At 73.3% G+C, this 16,189-nt stretch carries 16 protein-coding genes; 13 read left to right on the forward strand and 3 right to left on the reverse strand.

Translation table 11 applies throughout. The annotated features are described in order from the left end of the window. Window positions 1-78: 78 nt before the first annotated feature. A complete protein-coding gene (locus ACWGJO_RS04705; protein ID WP_380553153.1) occupies window positions 79-1,170 on the reverse strand; it encodes an amidohydrolase family protein in 1,092 nt (363 codons plus the stop codon). A gap of 93 nt (window positions 1,171-1,263) precedes the next feature. Here ACWGJO_RS04705 and ACWGJO_RS04710 point away from each other — a divergent pair, with 93 nt between their 5' ends. After that, window positions 1,264-2,349 (forward strand): pyridoxal-phosphate-dependent aminotransferase family protein, encoded by a 1,086-nt coding sequence (locus ACWGJO_RS04710; protein ID WP_452182144.1) that lies wholly within the window; start codon window positions 1,264-1,266, stop codon window positions 2,347-2,349. Window positions 2,350-2,414: 65 nt separating this feature from the next. Here the strand turns inward: ACWGJO_RS04710 and ACWGJO_RS04715 are convergent, their stop codons facing one another. Further along, window positions 2,415-4,052 (reverse strand): APC family permease, encoded by a 1,638-nt coding sequence (locus ACWGJO_RS04715; RefSeq protein WP_359905447.1) that lies wholly within the window; start codon window positions 4,050-4,052, stop codon window positions 2,415-2,417. Window positions 4,053-4,310: 258 nt separating this feature from the next. Between ACWGJO_RS04715 and tmpA the strand changes: the two genes are divergently transcribed. Then, on the forward strand, window positions 4,311-5,909 hold the full coding sequence (gene tmpA / locus ACWGJO_RS04720; RefSeq protein WP_452182145.1) for a 2-trimethylaminoethylphosphonate dioxygenase: 1,599 nt from the start codon (window positions 4,311-4,313) through the stop codon (window positions 5,907-5,909). Between the two features lie 113 nt (window positions 5,910-6,022). Here the strand turns inward: tmpA and ACWGJO_RS04725 are convergent, their stop codons facing one another. Further along, window positions 6,023-6,853: a GntR family transcriptional regulator gene (locus ACWGJO_RS04725; RefSeq protein ID WP_452182146.1), complete on the reverse strand. Its 831-nt coding sequence runs from the start codon at window positions 6,851-6,853 to the stop codon at window positions 6,023-6,025. A gap of 341 nt (window positions 6,854-7,194) precedes the next feature. Between ACWGJO_RS04725 and ACWGJO_RS04730 the strand changes: the two genes are divergently transcribed. From ACWGJO_RS04730 to ACWGJO_RS04780, 11 genes are all read left to right on the forward strand, one after another. Continuing rightward, window positions 7,195-8,364 carry an ABC transporter substrate-binding protein gene (locus ACWGJO_RS04730; protein WP_452182147.1) on the forward strand — a complete coding sequence of 390 codons (1,170 nt, stop codon included), beginning with the start codon at window positions 7,195-7,197 and terminating at the stop codon, window positions 8,362-8,364. 43 nt (window positions 8,365-8,407) lie between these two features. Next, complete coding sequence (locus ACWGJO_RS04735) at window positions 8,408-9,388, forward strand: ABC transporter permease (protein ID WP_452182148.1); 981 nt, start codon at window positions 8,408-8,410, stop codon at window positions 9,386-9,388. Then, window positions 9,376-10,221 (forward strand): ABC transporter permease, encoded by an 846-nt coding sequence (locus ACWGJO_RS04740; RefSeq protein ID WP_387685735.1) that lies wholly within the window; start codon window positions 9,376-9,378, stop codon window positions 10,219-10,221. The genes ACWGJO_RS04735 and ACWGJO_RS04740 overlap by 13 nt, the downstream gene beginning before the upstream one ends. 21 nt (window positions 10,222-10,242) lie before the next feature. Next, window positions 10,243-11,328: an ABC transporter ATP-binding protein gene (locus ACWGJO_RS04745; RefSeq protein WP_387685733.1), complete on the forward strand. Its 1,086-nt coding sequence runs from the start codon at window positions 10,243-10,245 to the stop codon at window positions 11,326-11,328. A gap of 60 nt (window positions 11,329-11,388) precedes the next feature. Then, window positions 11,389-12,132 (forward strand): HAD family hydrolase, encoded by a 744-nt coding sequence (locus tag ACWGJO_RS04750; RefSeq protein WP_452182149.1) that lies wholly within the window; start codon window positions 11,389-11,391, stop codon window positions 12,130-12,132. Between the two features lies 1 nt (window position 12,133). Then, on the forward strand, window positions 12,134-12,457 hold the full coding sequence (locus ACWGJO_RS04755) for a DMT family transporter (RefSeq protein WP_359905424.1): 324 nt from the start codon (window positions 12,134-12,136) through the stop codon (window positions 12,455-12,457). Window positions 12,458-12,568: 111 nt separating this feature from the next. Continuing rightward, window positions 12,569-13,060, forward strand: a complete 492-nt coding sequence (locus ACWGJO_RS04760; protein WP_452182150.1) for a hypothetical protein — start codon at window positions 12,569-12,571, stop codon at window positions 13,058-13,060. Between the two features lie 170 nt (window positions 13,061-13,230). Continuing rightward, window positions 13,231-13,527: a hypothetical protein gene (locus ACWGJO_RS04765; protein ID WP_359905419.1), complete on the forward strand. Its 297-nt coding sequence runs from the start codon at window positions 13,231-13,233 to the stop codon at window positions 13,525-13,527. Continuing rightward, on the forward strand, window positions 13,524-14,852 hold the full coding sequence (locus tag ACWGJO_RS04770) for a WXG100 family type VII secretion target (protein ID WP_380353736.1): 1,329 nt from the start codon (window positions 13,524-13,526) through the stop codon (window positions 14,850-14,852). Before ACWGJO_RS04765 ends, ACWGJO_RS04770 begins: the two co-directional genes overlap by 4 nt. Continuing rightward, window positions 14,842-15,528, forward strand: a complete 687-nt coding sequence (locus ACWGJO_RS04775) for a hypothetical protein (protein WP_452182151.1) — start codon at window positions 14,842-14,844, stop codon at window positions 15,526-15,528. Before ACWGJO_RS04770 ends, ACWGJO_RS04775 begins: the two co-directional genes overlap by 11 nt. Beyond that, window positions 15,525-16,187 carry a hypothetical protein gene (locus ACWGJO_RS04780; RefSeq protein ID WP_452182152.1) on the forward strand — a complete coding sequence of 221 codons (663 nt, stop codon included), beginning with the start codon at window positions 15,525-15,527 and terminating at the stop codon, window positions 16,185-16,187. Before ACWGJO_RS04775 ends, ACWGJO_RS04780 begins: the two co-directional genes overlap by 4 nt. Window positions 16,188-16,189: the final 2 nt, after the last annotated feature.

The following is a 16,189-nucleotide window of genomic DNA, read 5'->3' on the forward strand; positions in this document are numbered from 1 at the left end:
GGGTCTTTTTTTTTAAAACCACACGGGGCCCGGGGCGCGGGGGGGGGTCCCCCCCCCCCCCCCCCCCACACCGCGGGCCTACCCGACCGGCCGCCCCCGCAGCACCACCAGCCGCGGGTCCGCGAGCACCCGGACGTCCGCCCGCGGATCCTGCGCGTACACCACGAAGTCCGCCGGCGCGCCCTCCTCCAGGCCCGGCCGCCCCAGCCACTCGCGCGCTCCCCAGCTCGCGGCCGACAGCGCCTGCGCCGGGCTCAGCCCCGCCTTCACCAGCTCCGCCACCTCGTCCGCGACCAGCCCGTGCGCCAGCGAGCCGCCCGCGTCCGTCCCGACGAACACCGGGATGCCGGCGTCGTGCGCGGCGCCCACGGTGTCGTACCGGCGCTCGTGCAGCCGCCGCATGTGCGCCGACCAGGCCGGGAACTTGGCCTCGCCGCCGGCCGCGAGGTCCGGGAAGGTGGCGATGTTGACCAGCGTCGGCACGATCGCCACCCCGCGCTCGGCGAAGGCCGGGATCAGCTCCTCGGTCAGCCCGGTGGCGTGCTCGACGCAGTCGATCCCGGCCGCCAGCAGGTCCGGCAGCGACTCGGCGGAGAAGCAGTGCGCGGTGACCCGGGCACCCTCCTCGTGCGCCGCCGCGATCGCCTCGGCCAGCGCGTCGCCGGGCCAGCAGGCGGCGAGGTCGCCGCGCTCGCGGTCGATCCAGTCGCCGACCAGCTTCACCCAGCCGTCCCCGCGCCGGGCCTCGGCCCGCACGTAGGCGGCCAGGTCGCCGGGTTCGATCTCGTGCGCGTAGTTGCGGATGTAGCGGCGGGTGCGGGCGATGTGCCGCCCGGCCCGGATGATCCGGGGCAGGTCCTCGCGCTCGTCGATCCACCGGGTGTCGGCGGCCGAGCCGGCGTCGCGGATCAGCAGGGTGCCGGCGTCCCGGTCGGTGAGCGCCTGCTTCTCGCTGGTCGCGGCGTCCACCGCGCCGTGCGCGTCCAGGCCGACGTGGCAGTGCGCGTCCACCAGGCCGGGCAGCACCCAGCCGTTCACCGTCCGCACGTCCCCGGCGGTCGGCGGGCGGGTGAAGCTCACCCGGCCGTCCACCACCCAGAGTTCGTCCCGGACGTCCTGCGGACCGACCAGCACCCGACCCCGCACGTGCAGCACCGCGCCATCGCTCATGGCCGCACTCTACCGACGGGCGGGTTCCGTGCAATCAGCCATGATGCGGCAGACTCGTTTCCGCACCCCACCCCCGCGAAAGGCGATCAAGACGTGAGTCCCTTCCTCGACCTGCCCCCGCTCAGCGCCGCCGAGTTCGCGGCGATCGAGGACCGGGTGGCCGCGCTGCTGCACACCGAGGCCGATGTGATCGTCACCCAGGGCGAGGCGCTCCTGCCCCTGGAGGCCGCGATCCGCGGCGCCGCGCACCCCGGCTCGACCGCCCTCAACATCGTCACCGGCCCGTACGGGCAGACCTTCGGCAACTGGCTGCGCTCCTGCGGGGCGAAGGTCGTCGACCTGGCCGTGCCCTTCGACAGCGCGGTGAGCGCCGAGCAGGTGGCCGAGGCCCTCGACGCCCACCCGGAGATCGACTTCGTCTCCCTGGTGCACGCCGAGGCCGCCACCGGCAACACCAACCCGGTCGCCGGGATCGGTGCCGTGGTCCGCGAGCACGGCGCGCTGCTGATGCTCGACGCGGTCGCCTCCGTCGCCGCCGAGCCGCTGCTCACCGACGAGTGGGGTGTCGACCTGTGCGTCATCGGCGGCCAGAAGGCGATGGGCGGCCCGGCCGGGGTCTCCGCCGTCTCCGTCTCCGCGCGCGCCTGGGAGCGGATCGCCGCCAACCCGGCCGCCCCGCGCCGCTCCTACCTCTCGCTGCTCGACTGGAAGGAGCGCTGGACCGACGCCGGCCGCGCGGTGCTGCCGCACGCCCCGGCCCAGCTGGAGATGCTCGCGCTCGGCGCCTGCCTGGACCGGATCGCCGCCGACGGCCTGCCGGCCGTGATCGCCCGCCACCGCGCCGCCTCGGCCGCCACCCGGGCCGGCGTCCGCGCGCTCGGCACCCTGGCCCCGTACGTCGTCGAGGACGCCCACGCGGCCCCGGTCGCCACCACCCTGCGCACCCCGGACGGCGTCGACGCGAGCGCCCTCGCCGCCCGCCTCGACCCGGCCCTGCCCGTCCAGCCGGGCGGCGGCGCCCTGGCCGGCTCGATGCTGCGGGTCAACCACTACGGGCAGGCGGCCGCGCTGGACACCGTCCGCGCCTGCCTGTCGGCCCTGGCCGGGGCGACGGACGCCGACCCGGCGCCCGCGCTGGCCGCCGCCGAGGCCGCCTGGAGCGCGACCGTCCCGGCCTGAGCGGTTCGGGCTCCCACGGCCGAGGCCCCCGCAGGACCCTGCGGGGGCCTCGGCCATGCCCGGGCTCAGTGGCCGTTGACGTCCACCACCTCGACGCCGCGGATGTTCCGCTCGATCTCCTCCGTCGGCAGCGCGATCGCCAGCGCCCAGTAGTAGACGACCAGCGAGAACACCACCACGACCACGATGTCCCACCACAGCGGCAGGTTCCCCTTCGCGCCCGCGCCGAAGGTGCCCTGCCAGGAGATCAGGCCCATGCCGAGCAGGTAGACCGGCAGCCACTGCCCGGCTCGGAAGTCCATCCGGGGCGCGTTCGGCAGCCCCTTGGAGCGCGCGTACCAGGAGTACCCGCCGAGCAGCGCGTAGCCGATCACGATCGCCAGGCCCAGACGCCACAGGGTGTCCCAGCCGGACCAGTAGATGACCAGGCTCGCCACCACGAAGGCCAGCGGCGAGATCACCGAGCCGCCGGGCAGGTGGTACGAGCGCTCCATCTTCGGCAGCCGCTTGCGCAGCACCCCGAAGGCCAGCGGGGCGCCCGCGTACATCAGCACCACCGCCGAGGTGATGAAGCCGACCAGCCGCTGCCAGCTCGGGAAGGGCAGGAAGCAGATCACCCCGGCCACCCAGGCGATGAGCAGGCCCAGCCAGGGCACCGCGCGCTTGTCGGTGGACTGCAGCACCTGCGGCGCGTAGCCGTTGCGGCTCAGGCCGTAGGTGACCCGGGAGCTGGAGGTGATGTAGACCAGTCCGGTGCCGGCCGGCGAGATGACCGCGTCGATGAACAGCACGGTGGCCAGCCAGCCCAGGCCGATCAGGGTCGCCAGGCCGGCGAACGGTCCGCTGATCCCGGGGTAGTCGAGGGTGCTCCAGCCCTGGGCGAAGGTCTCCGGCGGCAGTGCGCCGATGAACACCACCTGGAGCATCACGTAGACGATGGTGCCGACCACCACCGAGCCGAGCACCGCGCGGGGGATGTCCCGGCGCGGGTTGCGGCTCTCCCCCGCCCACTGGATGGCCTGTTCGAAGCCGAGCAGCGCGAAGATCACCCCGCTGCTGCTGATCGCGGTGAGCACGCCCTTGGCGCCGTCCGGCGCGAAGCCGTGCACGTCGAAGTTGGAGCCGTGGAACTCGGTGAGGCCGAGCGCGAAGATGGTCAGCACCGGGATGGCGACCTTCCACACGGTGGCCGCGCTGTTGGTGTGGGCGAGCAGCCGCACGCCGAGGAAGTTGACCGCGACGAAGACTCCGAGCAGGGCGGCCGCGACGACGAATCCCCAGCCGGTCAGCGTCAGGTTCTTGTTCAGCAGGCCGTCCGCCCAGCTCCAGTGCTGGGCGTAGTTGATCATCGCCTGCACCTCGATCGGCGCGATGGTCGCGGCCTGCAGCCAGGTGAACCAGCCGAAGGACATCCCGGCGAACCCGCCGAAGGCGTAGTGCGGGTAGCGCGCCGTCCCGCCCGCCACCGGGAACAGCCCGCCCAGCTCGGCGTGGACCAGCGCCAGCAGGATGATCGCCACCGCGCCGATGCCCCAGGACAGCAGCGCCGCCGGCCCGGCGGCCACCGCCGCCTTCTGCGCCCCGAAGAGCCAGCCGGAGCCGATGATCGCCCCGACCGAGGCCCAGAGCAGTCCGATGACGCCGACCTCGCGCCGTAGCCCGGTGTGCCCCGAGCCGGGCGGATTGGAGGAGGAATGGGCCATGGCCGATCGCCTCTCGAAGCAGGAGGAATTCCTCCGACAGTGCCCCAGCCCGGGCGCCTCCCCTCCCCGAAACGCCCCGCACCCCGCGCCCCTCACCCGAACAGCCCGCGGGAACCGCCCGTCGGCACAGTTTCCGAAGCGTTCACCCGCCCGGCACGTGGAACTCACCGGCGGCAGGCAGGCTCCCGGACAGAGCTTGAAGTTGGCTATACAACTTCAGTCCATACGACAGCCGTAGTGCCGCCGAGGAGAAGACCGATGACCGAACTGCCGCCGTACTGGCTGCGCGACAACTGCCCGTGCGCCGAGTGCCGGGACCCGCGCAACGGACAGAAGCTGTTCCAGATCGACGACCTGCCCGAGGACCTGGCGGTCGCCGGGAGCGCGGAGGCCGACGGACACCTGGAGGTGCACTGGTCGGACGGCCACCGCTCCCGCTACCCGCTGGAGTGGCTCGACCGGGCCGACGAGGGCGACGGGCGCACCGAGCGGGGCAAGCGGCTCTGGACGGCGGCGGACTTCGCGTCCGGCCTCCCGCAGGCGCGGTGGGAGGCCTACCTGGCCGACCCGGCCGAGCGGGCCGCGGTGCTGGCCGCCGTACGGGACGACGGCTTCGCCGTGCTGCGCGGGGTGCCGGCCGTCCAGCGGCAGGTGCTGCGGGTGGCGGAGAGCTTCGGCCACGTACGGGTCACCAACTACGGGGAGCTGTTCGACGTCCGGGTCGAGCCGGACCCGAACAACCTCGCCTTCACCAGCGTCGCCATCGCCCCGCACACCGACAACCCGTACCGGGACCCGGTGCCGACCCTCCAGCTGCTGCACTGCCTGGAGAACTCGGCGACCGGCGGCGACTCCGGGCTGGTGGACGGGTTCAAGGCCGCGGCGCTCCTCCGGGAGGAGGCGCCGGCCGCGTTCGAGGTCCTCACCCGTACGCCCGTCCCGTTCGTCTTCCGCGACCGGGGCACCGAACTGCGCGCCGACCGCCCGCTGATCGACGTGGACCCGCTGGGCCGGATCCGCGAGGTCAGGTTCAACAACCGCTCGATCGGCACCGTCCGGGCCGGCGCCCCGGACGGCCTGAACGCCTTCTACGCCGCCTACCGCCGCTTCGCCGCGATCACCCTGCGCCCCGGACTCCGGCTCACCTTCCGGCTCGGCCCCGGCGACTGCCTGATCTTCGACAACACCCGCCTGATGCACGCCCGGACGGCCTTCCGGCAGGACGGCCACCGCCACCTCCAGGGCTGCTACGCCGACCTCGACTCCCTGAACAGCACCCTCGCGGTGCTGCGCCGCCGCGCCACCGCGCTGGACGCGATCGCCGCCCTGTTCGCGGGCGAGGGCGCCGGGGAGTACCTGGGCGAGGAGGTCACCATGGCCGAGCACATGCTCCAGGCCGCCGCCGCCGCCGAGGCCGCCGGGGCGCCGGCGCACCTGGTCGCCGCCGCGCTGCTGCACGACGTCGGCCACTTCTTCGACGAGCGCGGCCAAGGGTCCGCACACGGACTGGATCTGATGGAGGGTCAGGACAATCGCCACAGCGACTCCGGGGCCGACTGGCTGGCCCGCTGGTTCGGCCCGGAGGTCACCGGGCCGGTCCGGCTGCACGTGGCCGCCAAGCGCTACCTGTGCGCGGTCGAGCCCGGGTACCGGGAGTGGCTCTCCGCGGCCTCCGAGTACACCCTGGGCGTCCAGGGCGGCCCGATGGACGAGCGCCGGGCCGCCGCCTTCGCCGAACTCCCGGGCGCGCGGGACGCGGTGGCGGTGCGGCGCTGGGACGAGCAGGCGAAGGTGGCGGGCGCCCCGACGCCCGGCTTCGAGCACTACCGCCCGCTGCTCGCCGCCCTCATGCGGTGAGGGCGCTCACGCCGTGAGGGCGCTCACGCCGTGAGGGCGCCCACCACAGGAGGGCGCTGACGCCGTGAGGGCGCTGACGCCGTGAGGACGCCCGTGCGGCACGCGCAAGGGACTCAGTCCAGCTCCCGCGCGTGCCGCGAAAGCGCCGAGGTGGCCAGGGAGTTGTGCACGCTGAACGCCACCGTCCCGGGCAGGTAGCGGTCCTGGGACCACTCCACCGGCGTGCCCGTCGGGTCGGTCGTGCGCCGCCGCTCGCGCAGCAGCGGACCGCCCCGGCGGCAGCCGAGCAGCCGGGCGTCCTCGGCGTTGGCCGGGACGACGTCGATGGTGTGGTCGGCGTCGGTGAACAGGATGCCGTGCTCGCGCAGCACTTCGGTGTGCGAGACCACGTCCGGCGGCAGCTCGGCGACGATCTCGCCGACCCGCGGCGGGTACACGGTGCGCTCGACCATCACCGGCGTGCCGGACAGCGTCCGCAGCCGGACGATGACGTACACCTCGGCGCCCGGCTCCAGGCGCAGTTGCTCGCGCTCGGCGGCGTCGGCCGGGCGGCGCACCAGCGAGTCCAGGATGCCGCCGGGCTCCTCGCCCATCGAGTACGCCCAGTGCGTGAAGCTGAGGAGTTCGGAGAAGCTCTGCACCCGGGCGCCGCCGAGGACCACCCGGCGGGTGCCGCGGCGGGAGGTGACCAGTCCGTCGGAGCGCAGCACCGCGAGGGCCTGGCGGACGGTGCCGCGGGAGACGCCGTACTGCTCGGCCAGCGTGCCCTCGGCGGGCAGCCGGCCGGCCTCGCCGTACGCGCCGGTGGTGATCGCCTCGCGCAGGTCGGCGGCCACCTTCCGGTACAGCGCGCCGGGGCGCTCGGCCGCGGGCTCCGCGGCGGCCGAGTGGTCCCCGGCGGCCGGGCGCCCCTCGGTCCCGGGGCGCTGGGGCTCAGTTGCCACGTCAGTCAATGTCCCTCCTGGGGCGGTGTCCCGCGCAGCCGTACCGGCGCGGACTGCCCGACCTTATCCCGCTGCGCCTTCGAAGCATCGCACCGAACGGTTCACGCTCCGATGGCCGGATTCCACCGTTCCCGCAGCCGACCCCGGTTCTGGGCCGTCCGTTCATCTTCCCGTCACCGGCCTCCGGCGTACTTACTGCTGTCAGCGAAGTTGGCTAGTCAACTCGGACGACGTCGATCGATCGCCCACCCGGCCGGTCCGCCGCCCTTCGCGAGACGCAGGCCCGCGGAACCCCCCGCGAACGCCCCTCGCAGTACGCCCCCTTAACAGGAGACTTCCCCGTGACCGTGCACCGCGCCCGCGCCGCCGCCTTCGCGGCCGTACTGACCGCCGCCGCGCTCTCCCTCACCGCCTGCGGCTCCGCCGGTTCGAGCGCCAAGTCCGGCGACGCCGCCAAGGACGGCGCCAAGGACGCCAAGACGGCCACCTCGGCCGCCGACTTCGGCGGCATGGACGGCCTGATCGCCGCGGCCAAGAAGGAGGGCAAGCTGCACGTCATCACGCTGCCCCGGGACTGGGCGAACTACGGCAAGATCATCGACGGCTTCAAGGCCAAGTACGGCATCGAGGTCGAGGAGGAGAACCCGGACGGCTCCAGCCAGGACGAGATCAACGCGGTCAACTCCCGCAAGGGCCAGGACCGCGCCCCCGACGTGGTCGACCTCGGCAGCGCCTTCGCCCTCCAGGCGGTCAAGGACGGCATCCTCGCCCCCTACAAGGTCGCCACCTTCGACAAGGTGCCGGACACCATGAAGGACGCGAACGGCGCCGCCGTCAACGACTACGGCGGCTACGTCTCCATCGGCTGCGACGCCAAGAAGATCGCCAACTGCCCGAAGACCTTCGCCGACCTGCTCAAGCCCGAGTACAAGGGCCAGGTCGCCCTCAACGGCAACCCGACCAAGTCCGGCTCCGCCTTCGGCGGCGTCTACGCGGCCGCGCTCGCCAACGGCGGTTCGCTGGACAACGTCCAGCCCGGCATCGACTTCTTCGGCAAGCTGAAGCAGTCCGGCAACTTCAACCCGGTCGAGTCGACCCCGGCCACCGTCGAGAAGGGCGAGACCCCGATCTCGATCGACTGGTCCTACCTGAACGCCGGTTACACCGACGAGTTCAAGGACAAGGGCGTCGACTGGAAGGTCTCCATCCCGACCGACGGCTCCTACGCCCAGTTCTACAACCAGGCCGTCAACAAGTGGGCCCCGCACCCGGCGGCCGCCCGCCTGTGGCAGGAGTACCTGTTCAGCACCGAGGGCCAGAACCTCTTCCTCGGCGGCTACGCCACCCCGTCCACCTTCGAGGCCCTGAAGAAGGACGGCACCCTGGACACCACCGCGGCCGCCAAGCTGCCGGCCGTCGAGAAGCCGTTCACCACCTTCCCGACCGTCGACCAGATCAACGCGGCCAAGAAGGTCGTCACCGAGAACTGGACCAAGGCCGTCGCGGGCTGACACCCCGGCCACGTACCGCACTTCGGGCTGAGAAAAGGCACTCATGACCACGGCTCCCACCCCGGTGCCGACCACCCCCGCCGCCACCTCCCCCGGTGGCGGCGCGGGGGCGTCCGCCACCGCCACGACCACCTCCCCCACGAGCACCGCCCCCGCCCCGCGGCGCCGGCCGCTCGCCCGCCTCGGCGGCGCCTCCTGGCTGGCCACCGTGCCGCTGCTGCTGTTCTTCCTGATCGGCTTCGGACTTCCCTGCGTCGCCATCGTGATCGGCGCGTTCACCACCTCCAGCGACGCGGAGAGCGGCGCCGGGCAGTTCACCTTCGACAACCTGACGGCCTCCGTCCAGGGCGGCTACCGGACGGCCATGCTGAGCAGCCTCAAGCTCTCCGCGCTGACCGCGCTGCTCGCCACCGTGCTCGGCGTACCGCTCGCCCAGGCCGTCGTCACCTCCCGGCGCGGCTGGCTGCGCCAGGCGGTGCTCACCGCCTCCGGCGTGCTCGCCAACTTCGGCGGCCTGCCGCTCGCCTTCGCGTTCGTCGCCACCCTCGGCAACGCCGGTGAGATCACCAGGCTGCTGCACCTCACCGACCACGGCTGGTCGCTGTACTCCTTCACCGGCCTGACGGTCGTCTACCTGTACTTCCTCGTCCCGCTGATGGTGCTCACCATCACCCCGGCCCTGGACGGCCTGCGGACCCAGTGGCGCGAGGCGGCCCAGAACAACCGGGCCACCAACCTCCAGTACTGGCTCCACGTCGCCCTGCCGATCCTGCTGCCCTCCCTGCTCGGCGGCTTCGTGCTGCTCTTCGGCAGCGCCTTCGCCGCCTACGCGACGGCCGCCGCCATGGTCGGCGCGACCGTCCCGCTGGTCAGCCGCTCGATCGCGGACGCGCTCTCCGGCAACGTGCTGGTCGGCCAGGGCAACCTCGCCCTCGCCCTCAGCCTCAACATGATCGTCGTGGCCGTCCTGGTGATGGCCGTGTACCTCCCCCTCCAGCGCCGGAGCGCCCGATGGCTCAGCTGACCACCCCCGCCCGCCCCGGCCGACGCGACGTGCGCTGGTGGCGCGGTGCCGTGCTGCTGCTCGCCGGCGTCTACTTCGTCGTCCCGCTCGCGGCCTCCTTCTGGTTCTCGATCGACGAGCCCAAGGGCATCTCCTTCTCCGCCTACACCGGACTGCTCTCCGCCCCCGGCTTCCTGGACAGCCTCTGGCTGACCCTCGGCCTCGCCGTGGTCACCGTCGTGGTGCTGCTGCTCCTGCTCGTCCCGGCGCTGATCGCCGTCCGGCTCGGCTCGCCGAAGCTGCGCCCGGTCATCGACGTGCTCTGCACCCTGCCGCTGGTCGTCCCGCCGGTCGCCCTGACCGCCGGCCTCATCGGCGTGCTGCGCTGGGGCCCGGACTACCTGATGGACACCCCGTTCTTCCAGACCTTCGTGTTCGTCCAGGACCCGGACTTCCCGCTGGTGCTGGTCGTCGCCTACGTGCTGATGGCCCTGCCGCTCGCCTACCGCGCGCTGGACGCCGGCCTGCGCTCGATGGACGTGCGCACCCTGGTCGAGGCCGCCCGCAACTGCGGCGCGAGCTGGCCGCGCGCGGTGTTCACCGTGGTCCTGCCCAACCTGCGCGGTGCCCTGCTGAACGCCTCCTTCCTCACCCTGGCCCTGGTCCTCGGCGAGTTCACCACCGCCTCGATCCTCGGCTACCAGCCCTTCCCGGTCTGGATCTACTCGGTCGGCAACAGCCAGGCCCACATGTCGGTCGCGGTCTCCATCCTGAGCCTGCTGCTCACCTGGCTGCTGCTGCTCCTGCTGGCCACCGCCGGGCGCGAGCGCCGCGCCAAGACCGCCACCTCCTGAAACCCCCCGGAGTCACCAGTCATGACCACGGCCACCGCCATCGCCAACGGCGTCTCGCTCTCCCCCGGCAGCGCCACCGTCGAATTCCGCTCCCTGCGCCGCGCGTTCGGCGCCACCACCGCCCTCGACGGCCTGGACCTGACCGTCCACCCGGGCGAGCTGATCGCCCTGCTCGGGCCGTCCGGCTGCGGCAAGACCACCGCGCTGCGCATCCTGGCCGGCTTCGAGCAGCACGACTCCGGCGAGGTGCTGGTCGACGGCCGGGACATCACCGCGATCCCCGCGCACAAGCGCGACGCGGGCATGGTGTTCCAGTCGTACAGCCTCTTCCCGCACCTGACCGCCCTGGACAACGTCGCCTTCGGGCTGCGGATGCGCGGCACCGGCAAGGCCGAGCGCCGCAAGCGGGCCCAGGAGCTGCTGGAGCTGGTCGGCCTGCCGCACCGCGCCGACCACTACCCGCACCAGATGTCCGGCGGCCAGCAGCAGCGCATCGCGCTCGCCCGCGCGCTCGCCCTCCAGCCGCGCGTCCTGCTGCTGGACGAGCCGCTGTCCGCGCTGGACGCCAAGGTCCGCCTCCAGCTGCGCGACGAGATCCGCCGCCTCCAGCAGGAGCTGGGCATCACCACCCTGTTCGTCACCCACGACCAGGAGGAGGCGCTGTCGATGGCCGACCGGGTCGCGGTGCTGCGGGCCGGCAGGCTGGAGCAGTGCGCCGTCCCGTCCGAGCTGTACAGCCGGCCGGCCACCGCCTTCGTCGCCGAGTTCGTCGGCACCATGAGCCGCATCCCGTGCACCCGCACCTCGGACGGCGTCGAGGTGCTCGGCCGCCGGCACGCGGTGGACGGCGCGATCCCGGCCGACGGCGAGCTCCAGGTGCTGGTCCGCCCGGAGAACGTCACCCTGACCCCGGCCGAGGACGGCCCCGCGCTGGTGGTCACCGCCTCCTTCCTGGGCGCCGTCACCCGGCTCACCGTCCGCCTGGACGACGGCACCGAGGTCAAGGCCGACCTGCCCACCGAGGCCGCCGCCGCCCTGCCGGCCGGCGCCCGGGCCGCGCTCACCCTGCCGGAGCGCCCCGTACTGGTGGACCGCCGCACCGCCTGAGAACCTCGTACCTCCCTGCTCCGTCCACCGGAGCACCGAAGAACCACCGAAGGTACCGCCATGCCTGACTCCGCCCTGCCCGACTCCGCTCTGCCCGGGAACTCCGCCCCGCCCGCCGCCGCGCTGCCCGCCGCCGTCCTGCCCGCCGCCGTCCTCTTCGACATGGACGGCACCCTGGTGGACACCGAGCAGCTGTGGTGGCAGGCCGCCGCCGAACTCGCCGAGGAACTGAACCGCCCGCTCACCGACCAGGACGCCCCCGAGGTGCTCGGCCAGGCCATCGAGCACACCGCCGCCCACCTGCACAGGGTCAGCGGCACCACGCTCGGCGAGGCCGAACTCGCCGCCCGGCTCGGCGATTCCTTCGCCGGCAAGGTCGCCGCCGAGACGGTTCCGCGCCCCGGCGCGCTCGCCCTGCTGGCCTCGCTGCGCGACGCCCGGGTGCCCACCGCGCTGGTCTCCGCCTCCCCGCGCCGGGTGGTGGACCTGGTGCTGTCCGCCATCGGCCGGGACTGGTTCGCCGTCACCCTGGCCGCCGAGGACACCGAGCGCACCAAGCCCGCGCCCGACCCGTACCTCGCCGCCGCCGAGCGGCTCGGCCTGGACCCGGCGGCCTGCCTCGCCGTCGAGGACACCCCGACCGGGGTCGCCTCCGCCACCGCGGCCGGCTGCGCCGTGCTCGCCGTGCCGTCCACCGCGGTGCCGATGCCCCGGGGCGAGCGGATCACCCTGCTCGCCAGCCTGGAGCAGGCCGACCTCGCCCTGCTCGGGAAGCTCGCCGGTCCCGGCGCGGTTCGACCCTGACATGCCCTATCTCCTGCTCGCCCTCGCCATCGTCAGCGAGGTCTGCGCCACCAGCTGCCTCAAGCTCACCGAGGGGTTCACCCGGCTCTGGCCGAGCCTCGGCGTCGGCATCGGCTACGCGCTCTCCTTCGTGCTGCTCGGCCGCGCGCTCAAGCACATACCGGTCTCGGTCGCCTACGCGGTCTGGTCCGGGGCCGGCACCGCGGCGGTCGCCGGGATCGGCGTGGTCGCCTTCGGCGAGTCGCTCGGGCGGCTCCAGTGGCTGGGCATAGCGCTGGTGATCGTCGGGGTGGTCGTGCTCAACCTCAAGGGCGGACACTCCTGACAAGGCCCTGACGGTCCGTCAATTTCCGAATACGCTGGTCAACCACCCTGTCGGGGCGGGACGTCGGACGTGCCGACCTCCCGCCCCGAACCCTTCGCTACGGTGTCCCCCATGACGGACCCCCGACCCCATCACTACCGCTTCGTCCACCGCGAACTCGCCTGCCAGGTACTGGAGTTCGGCCCACGCGTGGCCACCCCGACCCCGGACGGCGGCAGCCTGCTGCCCGTCGTCACCCAGATCTGGGACGACCTCGGCGCCGCCCTGCCGCCCGGGGACCGCCTGCCCCACCACGGCCTCGACTGCCGGCACCTGTCGGTCGACGGCCACCACATGCTGCTGGTCACCCTGCCCACCGCGGTCGGCGCCACCGAGGCCCACTTCGTCGCCGCCGTCCAGCCCCAGGGCGCCAGGTCGGTGCGCTACGTGACCCTGGAGCACGCGTTCAGCCCCTTCGACGGCAGCCCCGGCACCGTCCTCGGCGAGTGGACCGCCGAGAGCCACCTCAACCACGGCCCGGGGCCCTCGCCCGTGGCCGAACTGTTCGTCACGGCCGTGGTGCGGCTCGTCACCCCGAAGAAGCGCGGCTTCTGGCGCCGCTGAGACCGACCTTCGCACGTCCCTCCGGGCCGGGCCGCCGACGTCAAGAAGGCGTCGACGGCCCGTAAAGGTCCCGCAAACATCCTCCCCCGGGCCCCGGCACGGGCGATCATCGGCGCACTGGTCGGGGCTATGCTCGCCCGGTCCGACGAACGACGCATCGGGGGGCGAAAGTGTCCGACTTCAAAGTCAGTACAGAATTCCTCGCCAAGCTGGCCCAGGACCTCAAAGGCTGCGGCGACGAACTCGAACAGGGGCTCAAGGCCTTCGAAGCGGCCGGCCACACCGGCACCGGCTTCGACTTCCTGGACGAGGCCTGCGGGCACTTCAAGGACAAGTGGCAGTTCGGCCTGAAGAAGGTCCGCGAGTGCGTCAAGGTCCTGGACGAGGGCCTGGAGCAGGTGCAGAAGAACTACGACGGCACCGAGCAGAGCATCGTCAAGGTCCTCACCCCGGCGGGCCAGTCGTGAGCGCCCCGACGCCGCCGGCACCCGACTGGTCCGGCCTCGGCTTCAACCCCACCCCCGGCGACTCCGCCGCCGTCACCGCGCTCAGCGCCGGTCTGCGCCGGGTGGGCCAGCACCTGACCGGCGTGCACACCACGCTCTCCCAGCTCTCCTCCAACCAGGGCGAGTGGACGGGCGAGGCCGCCAAGCAGTTCGCCAAGCAGTTCGACAAGCTCCCCGGCTACCTCCAGGACGCCGCCGACTCGATCACCGCGGCTTACACGGCGCTCGACGTCTGGTACAAGGCGCTCACCGAACACCAGCCCAAGGCGGCCGAGTTGGCCGCCTCCGCGGTCGCCGCCAAGAAGAAGAAGGACGAAGCGGACCGGGCGCACAGCGCCGCGGCCGCCGCCCCCGACCTCCAACTGGCCGGCCGCCACTACTCCGACGACGCGAGCCTCGCCGCCGCCGAACAGCGCTACAACACGGCGAAGAGCCACCTCGACTCGGCCGCCGGCCTGCTCACCAGCGCCTCCAACGAGCTGGCCGGCCTCCAGAAGCAGGCCCACGAGCTCGCCGGGACCCACCAGTCGGACGCGAAGAAGACGGCCGAGGCCGTCCGCAAGGCCGCCGACAGCAAGGCCCCGCCGGAGCCCGGCTGGCTCAGCAAGGTCGGCGACTGGTTCAAGAACCACGGCGCGGACCTGCTGACCGTCGCGGCCGGCGTCTGCGGCGTCGCGGCGATCTTCTTCCCCGCCTTCGCGCTGCCGGCGCTCCTGCTGAGCGCCGCCGCCGCGGGCGCGCACGCGACCCAGTACGCCGCCAAGGGCCAGCTGTGGCCGCCGCAGAAGAACATCGGCAACTGGCTGACCCTGGGCGGCGACGTCCTCGGCGCGATCCCCGGCGTGGGCGTCGCGGCCAAGGGCGTGACCGCCGTCCGGGAGGCCCGCGCCGCCGGTGCGGGCGTGCGCGGCGCGGTCTCCGCCGGGTCCACCGAGGTCCGGACCGCCGCCCGGGGGATCGACCCGGCCAACCCGCTCTTCACCACGGCGATCGAGAAGCCGGCCATCAAGCTCGGCGTCTCCAAGGCCACCGCGATGAACGTCTCCGACGGCGTCCAGGCCGCCACCACCGCCGGGCTCAACGCCCCGACCGCGTACGCGCTCACCCAGGACAACCCGAGCGACAACCTCGCCGGTGCGGTCAACTACACCACCGGCGGCAACAGCGTCATCGGCTCGGCGGGCATGGCGGCCGGCGGCGGCAAGGCCAACGTCATCATCGGCAGCGTGTCCACCGTCGGCAACCTGCTCGGCATGGGCGGATGGGCGGCCGGCTATGGCCGTTGAGACCCCGGGGGCCACCGCCCCGCCGCTCTGGCTCGACCTGCCCGCGGGCTTCACCGCCGTCGACCTGGACGAGGACCCCGGCGACCGGATGGCCCGGGCCGCGGAGCAGTTGGACGCGCTCTTCCCCGACGCCGGGGCCGAGCAGAAGCTCGCCGCCGTGATCGCCTCCGAGACCGCGCTCCAGGCCCAGCTGCGGGAGGGCGCCGTCCACGTGTCCGGCTGCCTGGTCCGGGCCGGGGACGGCGGTCCGATCCACGGCGTGCTCTCCGTCTTCCTCCGCCCGCAGGACCTCGGCGCGCCGGGCAGCTACCCCGCGCGGGTCGCCGCGGAGCTGGCCGAGGCCTGGCCGGACGCCGACGTCGGCGTGGTGGACCTGCCGCTCGGCCGTGCCGCCCTGGCCGCCCGCGAGCTGATCGTCCCGGTGCCCGGCGCGGTCTTCGGCGTACCGGAGTCGGCCGTCGGCACGGTCCGCCAGCTCGAACTGCTGATCCCGCACCCGTGGAGCCCGTACGTGGTCGCCGCCGTCTTCACCACCGAGGACGTCGACCACTGGGACGAGTGGCTGCCGCTGGTCGCCGCCGCGTACCGCGGTATCTCCTTCCACCCGCCCCGGGACGAGAGTCGCGACACCGTGCCGCCCGACCAGTGGGACAACGTCCGGAAGGCCTTCGGATGACAGTCGCTCCGCCCGGCCGGGGAACCCGAAGCGGCCCGCGCCGGCTCGGGGGCGCGGTGGCGCTCATCGCGCTCTCCACCGCCATGCTCGTCGCCGTCATCGCGCTGGACGTCTACGTCAACTCGTTCCTCGCCACCGTGGTCGGGTTCGGCTACCCCCTGGTGATGCTGATCGCGTTCGCCCTGCGCCGCGACGCCGACACCAACCCCGCGTTCCAGAAGAGGATGTTCGGCTGGAGCGCGGGCATCTGCGCGGTCGCCTTCGTCGCGTACCTCGCGGGTTCCACCGCCTGGACCAACCTGATCCTGGGCTCGGGCCGGACGGTACGGGCCGTGGTGGTCGACGAGAAGGTCACCGACTCGCTCCACGGCACCGGGCGGGCGTACACCCTGGCCGCCACGGAGCTGAACGACGAGGTCCCGGGCGGCCCGCTGGAGGAGCGCGACGCGCTGTTCAAGCGCGGCGACGTGATCACCGTCCGGATGGACCCGGCCGGGCGGGTCGCCCCCAAGCTCCCCGGCGAGGTCGGCTCCCCCGCCTACCTGCTGCTGTTCCTCGGCTGCAACGTCCTGATCGACGGCGCCGTGCTCTGGTCGGTGCGCCGGCCCGGGCCGTCGGCCGTCCGAGCCGTCGACCGTCCGGGCCGGCCGGTCGCCTGAAC

The organism is Kitasatospora sp. NPDC054795 (assembly GCF_053611565.1).

What these genes read in the sequence shown, in the direction of transcription:
- ACWGJO_RS04705 (WP_380553153.1), bottom strand. Translation starts at nt 1,170, where the DNA reads ATGAGCGATGGCGCGGTGCTGCACGTGCGGGGTCGGGTGCTGGTCGGT.
- ACWGJO_RS04715 (WP_359905447.1), bottom strand. Translation starts at nt 4,052, where the DNA reads ATGGCCCATTCCTCCTCCAATCCGCCCGGCTCGGGGCACACCGGGCTA.
- tmpA (WP_452182145.1), top strand. Translation starts at nt 4,311, where the DNA reads ATGACCGAACTGCCGCCGTACTGGCTGCGCGACAACTGCCCGTGCGCC.
- ACWGJO_RS04735 (WP_452182148.1), top strand. Translation starts at nt 8,408, where the DNA reads ATGACCACGGCTCCCACCCCGGTGCCGACCACCCCCGCCGCCACCTCC.
- ACWGJO_RS04740 (WP_387685735.1), top strand. Translation starts at nt 9,376, where the DNA reads ATGGCTCAGCTGACCACCCCCGCCCGCCCCGGCCGACGCGACGTGCGC.
- ACWGJO_RS04745 (WP_387685733.1), top strand. Translation starts at nt 10,243, where the DNA reads ATGACCACGGCCACCGCCATCGCCAACGGCGTCTCGCTCTCCCCCGGC.
- ACWGJO_RS04750 (WP_452182149.1), top strand. Translation starts at nt 11,389, where the DNA reads ATGCCTGACTCCGCCCTGCCCGACTCCGCTCTGCCCGGGAACTCCGCC.
- ACWGJO_RS04755 (WP_359905424.1), top strand. Translation starts at nt 12,134, where the DNA reads ATGCCCTATCTCCTGCTCGCCCTCGCCATCGTCAGCGAGGTCTGCGCC.
- ACWGJO_RS04760 (WP_452182150.1), top strand. Translation starts at nt 12,569, where the DNA reads ATGACGGACCCCCGACCCCATCACTACCGCTTCGTCCACCGCGAACTC.
- ACWGJO_RS04775 (WP_452182151.1), top strand. Translation starts at nt 14,842, where the DNA reads ATGGCCGTTGAGACCCCGGGGGCCACCGCCCCGCCGCTCTGGCTCGAC.
- ACWGJO_RS04780 (WP_452182152.1), top strand. Translation starts at nt 15,525, where the DNA reads ATGACAGTCGCTCCGCCCGGCCGGGGAACCCGAAGCGGCCCGCGCCGG.